Source organism: Actinomadura sp. DC4 (assembly GCF_030406325.1).
Classification (GTDB): Bacteria; Actinomycetota; Actinomycetes; order Streptosporangiales; family Streptosporangiaceae; genus Actinoallomurus.
The window spans coordinates 1-6,264 of record NZ_JAUEQY010000069.1 but is presented as its reverse complement, the minus strand read 5'-3'; the positions used below and the strand labels follow the sequence as shown (position 1 = coordinate 6,264).

At 68.9% G+C, this 6,264-nt stretch carries 7 protein-coding genes and 1 pseudogene; 2 read left to right on the top strand and 6 right to left on the bottom strand.

Annotated features, from left to right (window positions below; genetic code table 11):
* Positions 1-294 precede the first annotated feature (294 nt).
* Positions 295-942, top strand: a complete 648-nt coding sequence (locus QWU11_RS46930) for a TetR/AcrR family transcriptional regulator (protein ID WP_290121108.1) — start codon at positions 295-297, stop codon at positions 940-942.
* On the opposite strand, the gene QWU11_RS46925 is transcribed toward QWU11_RS46930, so the two are convergent.
* Entirely contained in the window at positions 892-1,125 is a 234-nt protein-coding gene (locus QWU11_RS46925; RefSeq protein WP_290121110.1) for a hypothetical protein, read from the bottom strand. The genes QWU11_RS46930 and QWU11_RS46925 overlap by 51 nt on opposite strands.
* Between QWU11_RS46925 and QWU11_RS46920 the strand changes: the two are divergent.
* Positions 1,063-1,215: pseudogene (locus tag QWU11_RS46920) on the top strand (winged helix-turn-helix transcriptional regulator); the annotation flags it as partial. The gene QWU11_RS46925 and the pseudogene QWU11_RS46920 overlap by 63 nt on opposite strands.
* Positions 1,216-1,348: 133 nt before the next feature.
* Here QWU11_RS46920 and QWU11_RS46915 read toward each other — a convergent pair.
* From QWU11_RS46915 to QWU11_RS46895, 5 genes are all read right to left on the bottom strand, one after another.
* Positions 1,349-1,477, bottom strand: coding sequence for a hypothetical protein (locus QWU11_RS46915; protein ID WP_290121109.1), 129 nt, complete (start codon positions 1,475-1,477; stop codon positions 1,349-1,351).
* 58 nt (positions 1,478-1,535) lie between these two features.
* Positions 1,536-3,605 (bottom strand): elongation factor G, encoded by a 2,070-nt coding sequence (gene fusA / locus QWU11_RS46910; RefSeq protein ID WP_290121107.1) that lies wholly within the window; start codon positions 3,603-3,605, stop codon positions 1,536-1,538.
* A 122-nt stretch (positions 3,606-3,727) separates the two neighbouring features.
* Positions 3,728-4,717 (bottom strand): ABC transporter permease subunit, encoded by a 990-nt coding sequence (locus QWU11_RS46905; protein ID WP_290121106.1) that lies wholly within the window; start codon positions 4,715-4,717, stop codon positions 3,728-3,730.
* Complete coding sequence (locus QWU11_RS46900; protein WP_290121105.1) at positions 4,714-5,583, bottom strand: ABC transporter ATP-binding protein; 870 nt, start codon at positions 5,581-5,583, stop codon at positions 4,714-4,716. The genes QWU11_RS46905 and QWU11_RS46900 overlap by 4 nt, the downstream gene beginning before the upstream one ends.
* Positions 5,580-5,972 (bottom strand): GntR family transcriptional regulator, encoded by a 393-nt coding sequence (locus QWU11_RS46895; RefSeq protein WP_290121104.1) that lies wholly within the window; start codon positions 5,970-5,972, stop codon positions 5,580-5,582. The genes QWU11_RS46900 and QWU11_RS46895 overlap by 4 nt, the downstream gene beginning before the upstream one ends.
* Between the last annotated feature and the right edge of the window lie 292 nt (positions 5,973-6,264).

Below are 6,264 nucleotides of genomic sequence, written 5' to 3'. Positions count from 1 at the left end.
TCTTCTCCAACACGACATTACGACCCTTAGGACCAAGGGTGACCTTAACCGCGTCAGCGAGCTGATTCATACCGCGTTCGAGGCCGCGACGCGCTTCCTCGTCGAACGCGATCATCTTTGCAGCCATCGTTCTCCTATCTCGTCCGGGGTTCGGGCGTGGCGGGACGACGCCCGCGACGGACGGCCCGGTGGCCTCGCCGTCCCGTACGCCCTTACATCGGTGCGCCACTGTACCCACAACTTGCGCATCGCGCACATAGTGCGCAGCACGCATGTAGCCGATAGGGTAGGGGCGTGAACGACGACGAGACCGTGGACATGCGCACCCACAACAAGCTGGCCACCCGCGAAGCGATCAGCACCGCCGCCCTCCGCCTGGCCGTGGAGCGTGGCCCCGAGGGGCTCGCCCTCGTACGGGTGCGCGACATCGCCGACGCCGCCGGGGTCTCCCCACGGACGTACAACAACTACTTCTCCAGCCGGGAGGAGGCGATCTGCGCGATCGAGTCCGACCGCGCCCGACACCTGGGCAAGGCGTTGCTGTCCCGCCCGTCCGGCGAGCCCCTGGGCCAGGCCATCACCGCGGCCGTACTGGACCACTACGGCACCGCCGAACCCGACAAGGTCGGCCTGCGCATGATCATGTGCACGGCGGCGCTGGAGGGAGAGGCACTGAAGGCCTTCACCACGGCGGAGGAGCCTTTGGCCACCGCGATCGCCGAACGCCTCGGCGCCGACCCCGAGCGCGACCTGTTCCCCAAGGTCATGGCCGCGACCGTCGCCGGCGCCGTACGGGTGGCGGCCCGGCACTGGCTCACCCCCGGCAACACCGAGTCGTTCGCCGCGGTACTGAGGCAGGCCCTCGACCATGTCCTTCCCCCCGGGGAACCATCAGCGTCGCGTGGGTCCGGAGGCGGCCCAGCGGCGTACGGCGAAGTGTGAGCCGTTCCGGGTGATCTCCACGGCGTGGGCGCCGCGGAAGTGGGCCGAGGCGACGAGTGCGGTGTGGTCGGCGGCCCAGCCGAACAGGCGGTGACGTGTACGGGCCGCCTCGGCCGGGTCGTGGCAGAAGCAGCTGGACGGCTCCGGCGCGAGCGGCTGTACGAGCGTGTGGAGCAGGTCCACGGCTTCAACGAGCTGGACCGCTCGATCGAGGGCATCAGCCGCCGCATGCTGACCCGTACGCTGCGGGCTTTGGAGGATGACGGTCTCGTCGCCCGTACGAGCGGCGGTCCCGTGCCGGCCCTGGTGGAGTACTCCCTGACCGAGCGGGGGCCGCTACCTGCGCGAACAGCGCGCCCGGCTCAGGCGCTGGGCCGCCTCGGACGACGCGCCGTCCTGAAGTCTGTCAGCGGAGTCGGCCGGTCCGGTGAAGGTGATCGAAGAGGTAGCAGACGTCCTTTCCGCGTGACCGGGTGCTGAGGATCCTGCCGTCCTCCAGGTGAATCCAGGCGATCTTGTCGATGGTGGCGGTCATTCGTCGCTCTCCTGTCCGGGCGCCCCGCCGCCGGGAAGGCGGCGGGACGACCCGTCGTTCAGGCCTTGGCGATGATCGCCTCGGTCAGGTGACGCGGAACCTCGGCATACGAGTCGAACCGCATCGAGTGGCTCGCCCGGCCCGACGTCTGGCTGCGGAGATCGCCGACGTAGCCGAACATCTCCGCGAGCGGCGCCAGGCCCTGGATGATCCGGGCGCCCGCCCGCTCGTCCATGGCCTGGATCCGGCCACGGCGCGCGGTCAGGTCTCCGATGACCTCGCCCGTGTAACCGTCGGGCGTGGTGATCTCGACCGTCATCACCGGTTCGAGGAGCACCGGCGACGCCCGGCGGACGGCCTCCTTGAACGCCTGGAGACCGGCCTGCCGGAACGCGAGCTCGGAGGAGTCCTGTTCGTGGAAGGCACCGTCGAGGAGCAGGACGCGTACGCCCACCAGCTCATAGCCGGCCAGGACGCCGAACTGCAGCGCGTCCTGGCAGCCGGCGTCCACCGAAGGGATGAACTCCTTCGGGATACGGCCGCCGGTGACCTTGTTCACGAACTCATAGCCGTCCGCGATCGGTTCGATCGAGATCTGCACCCTGGCGAACTGCCCCTTTCCTCCCGTCTGCTTCTTGTGCGTGTAGTCGACCTTCTCGACCGGTCTGCGAATGGTCTCCCGATAGGCGACCTGTGGCCGGTCGACGTTGGCCTCGACTCCGAAGTCGCGTTCCATCCGGTCGACGAGGATCTCCAGGTGCAACTCGCCCATCCCGCCGATGATGGTCTGGCCGGTCTCCCGGTCGGTGTGCACGACGAACGAGGGGTCCTCCTCCGCGAGCCGCCGGATCGCCAGGCGAAGCCTCTCCTCGTCCCCGCGGGACCTGGGCTCGACGGCCACCTCGATGACCGGTTCCGGGAAGTCCATGGACTCCAGGACCACCGGGTTCCGGTCGTCGCACAGCGTCTCGCCGGTCGTGGTGTGCTTCAGCCCCATCACGACGACGATGTCGCCGGCACCCGCGGACTCCAGCTCCCGCCGCTTGTCGGCGTGCATCCGGTAGATCTTGCCGATCCGTTCCTTCCTTTCCGTGACGGAGTTGAACACCGTGGCGCCGGCCTCCAGGCGGCCGGAGTAGACCCGGACGAACGTGAGCTTGCCGAGGTGGAGGTCGGTCATGACCTTGAACGCCAGCGCGACCAGCGGTTCGTCGTCGGAGGGTACGGTCCCGGCGACGTCGAGCGGCGACGGCAGGTACCGCACCACCGCGTCGAGCAGGGGCTGGACGCCCTTGTTCCGGAACGCCGTGCCGCAGAGCACCGGAGTGATCGTGACGCCGTCCGACCGGCCCGAGGCGATGGTGAGCCGGCGGATCGCCGCGTGCAACTGTTCCTCGGACGGCTCGAGAGCGTCCGCGTACAGCCGCATGACCTCCTCGTCATGCTCCGCGACCGCCTCCAGCAGCCGGCCACGCCACTCTCTGGCGGCCTCGGCCAGCGTGTCCGGGACGTCGACGACGTCGTACGCCTCGCCGAGCCGCGCCTCGGCGGACCAGACGTATGCCTTCATCCGGACCAGGTCGACCACGCCGGCGAAGCCCGCCTCGCCACCGATCGGCAGCTGAACGACCAGCGGAACCGCGCCCAGCCGCTCGACGATCATGTCGACACAGCGGTGGAAGTCGCTGCCCGTACGGTCGAGCTTGTTGACGAAGCAGATCCGCGGGACGCCGTACTTGTCGGCCTGCCGCCAGACCGTCTCCGACTGCGGCTCGACCCCGGCGACGCCGTCGAACACCGTCACGGCACCGTCGAGCACCCGCAGGCAGCGCTCCACCTCGACGGTGAAGTCGACGTGGCCCGGAGTGTCGATGATGTTGACCGTATGGCCGGCACGGTCGAGCGCCCAGTGACAGGTGGTCACGGCGGACGTGATGGTGATGCCGTGTTCGCGTTCCTGGTCGGTGTAGTCCATCGCCGAGTTCCCGTCGTGGACTTCACCGATCTTGTACGAGACGCCCGTGTAGTAAAGGATGCGCTCGGTGGTCGTCGTCTTGCCCGCGTCGATGTGGGCCATGATCCCGATGTTGCGGACCTCGGCCAGATCCAGGTGAGTCGTGGTGGCCATGAGGCTAGGTCCTTTCTTCCGTTCGATGGGATGCGACGACCGGCCGCCGTACTGGATCACGAGTATCGAGACATCACCGAACACACGCACGTCATTTTCCGGGCGACGTTCGTTGGTTCGGGTCAGCTGCTGCGGTGGCGCAGGCGCCAGATCGCGATGGCGAGGAGCGCGGCGGCGAGGCCGGTGAACAGTGCGGCCTCGACGATCTGGAAGTGCCAGAATCGGCCGGCGGGCTGGTAGACGACTCTGAGGTGCAGCCCGAGCCCGCGGAGGTAGGCATCACTCGCGGCCGGATTCGAGAAGCCGCCGAGCCTCTGGGTGATCTGGTCGTGCTGCGAGGAGGAGAGTGCGCGGCCGGTCCGGTCGACCAGGTCCTGGCTGAGGACCCAGCTCCGCGGGCCGGACGAGGTGGGTACCGAACCCGGTCCCATGGTGTGGTCGCCCGCCGGGTCGAGGAGGCGGGTGACAGGGCTCTGGTACCGCTGCCGTAGCCAGTACTCGGCCGGAAGGCGTACGGCGAGGAAGGCGGCGAAGGCCGCCACGATGGCCGGTACGGTGCGACGGAGCAGCAGTCCCGCCAGGACGCCCAGGGCGAAGGCGAAGAGCGTGTACCCGGTGAGCGAAAGCCCTTCGAGGTCGAACGCGCCGGGTGCGAACCGGCCGGAAACCTGGTCCATCGGACTCCGGAACCAGCCGAAGATGGCACTGAGGGTCATCGTGGTCGCCACGACCCCGAGGCCGACCAACGAGAGCTTCGCGGTCAGCCACCGTGTCCGGGGTACCGCCTGGGTCCACGCCAGGCGCCAGGTCCCGTGCTCGTACTCGCGGCCGAGCAGGCTCGCGCCGACTATCGCGCCGATGAGGCCGGGCAATGGGCTGAACCAGGTCAGAAGATGATTGGTGACGCCGTTGAACCGTCCCATGAACGCGGTCAACACGGACTGGCAGTGGTCGCCGCCGGTGCCGTGGGCCAGGCATCCCCCGATGCCGTCCTGAGCGTAGGCTCCCCGCATCGACTGGCCGTACGACAGGAAGACCACGGCGGTGAGTACGACCAGAACAGCGCCGACGAGTGCCTGTGCACGATGCTGACGCCAGGTGAGCCAGATCACGACGCCACCGCCGTCGGGTGATCGAGGTAGGCCAGGATGAGTTCTTCGAGGCCGACCGGACGCGGCTGCCAGGCCGGATGAAAGTCGGGCCGACCCGCCTCGATCCGTACGAGCAGGTCGGTGTGCCGGTCGCTGTGCACGGCGCGGATGACTCCGGGCACCGAGGGGCCGGTGTCGGTACGCGGCCCGGTGAGCAGCCGGTGCCCGGCGAGCACCTCCTCGATCGCACCGGCGATCTGGACGCGGCCCCGGTTGAGCAGCACCAGCCGGTCGCAGACCGCTTCCAGATCGGCGACCACATGGGAGGACATGAGGACGGTGAGCCCGTCCTCGGCGACGGCGCCCATCAGGACCCGCATGAAGTCCCGGCGGGCGATCGGGTCGAGGTTGGCGAGGGGCTCGTCCAGCACGAGCAGGGGCGCGCGTTTTGCCAGCGCCAGGGCCAGCGCGACCTGGGACTGCTGACCGCCGGACAGGTCCCCGGCGCGCCGCTTCAACGGAATGCCGAGCTCGTCCAGCCGCTTCACGGCCAGCGACTGGTCCCAGCGCAGGTTCATCGAGCGGCCCAGCCGCAGAAGGTCGGCGACCGAGAACCCCCGATAGAGCGGATGCTCCTGTGCGACGAAGCCCACCTGGGCCAGCGCCTGGGCAGAGCCGGCGCGGGCATCCGCACCGAGAACCCGGACCGTGCCCTCGGCGGGCTTCAGCAGGCCGGTGACCAGTTGCAGCAGCGTGGACTTACCGGCCCCGTTCGGGCCGACCAGAGCGATCACAGATCCAGCCGGCAGCCGCAGGGTGCAGTCCCTCAAGGCCCAGACCCGGCCGTAACGCATGCCCAGGCACTCGGTCTCCAACGCGGCACTCATGCCACGCCCTCCGCCCGCAGTTCGTGGCGGATCGTGGCGAACATGGCCGTGACCATCTCATCGTCCAGACCCGCGTCATAGGCCTCGCGGACCCACTGCTCCAGCGAGCGACGCAGCTTCGCGTACGGGCCGGCAGCGACCGGCTCGACCGAACCGGTGACGAACGTGCCCTGCCCCGGCCGCGCGCTGACCAGCCCGTCATTCTCGAGCTGACGGTAGGCCTTCACCACCGTGTTGGGATTGATCGCCAGGTGGGAGACCACGTCTTTGACGGTGGGCAGTTGATCACCGGGATGCAGATAGCCCAGCAGCAGCCCCTGCCGTACCTGCTGGACGATCTGCAGGTACGGCGGGACCCCCGTACTGCCGTCCAAACGAAACTGGAACATCGCCGCTCTTCCGTTTAACTATGATGTTAGTTAAACGGTAGTGAGCGGCACGTGCACACGTCAAGACACGCGGTCGCGCCAGGCGCGATGGTTCAGCACCACGAACGACGAGGGTGGTGGGGGCGGGGGACCCGCGCCCCCCCCCAGAAACAGGGAAATTAAGCCCCGGGGGGGCCGGCCGTGATACTGAGCCGCGGGGGGGGGCCCCCCCCCCCCACAAGAAAAACAAACCCCCCCGGGCCCGACAACTGGCCCACGGGCCGGCCCCCCGGGGCGCCCCCGGGCGGGCCCC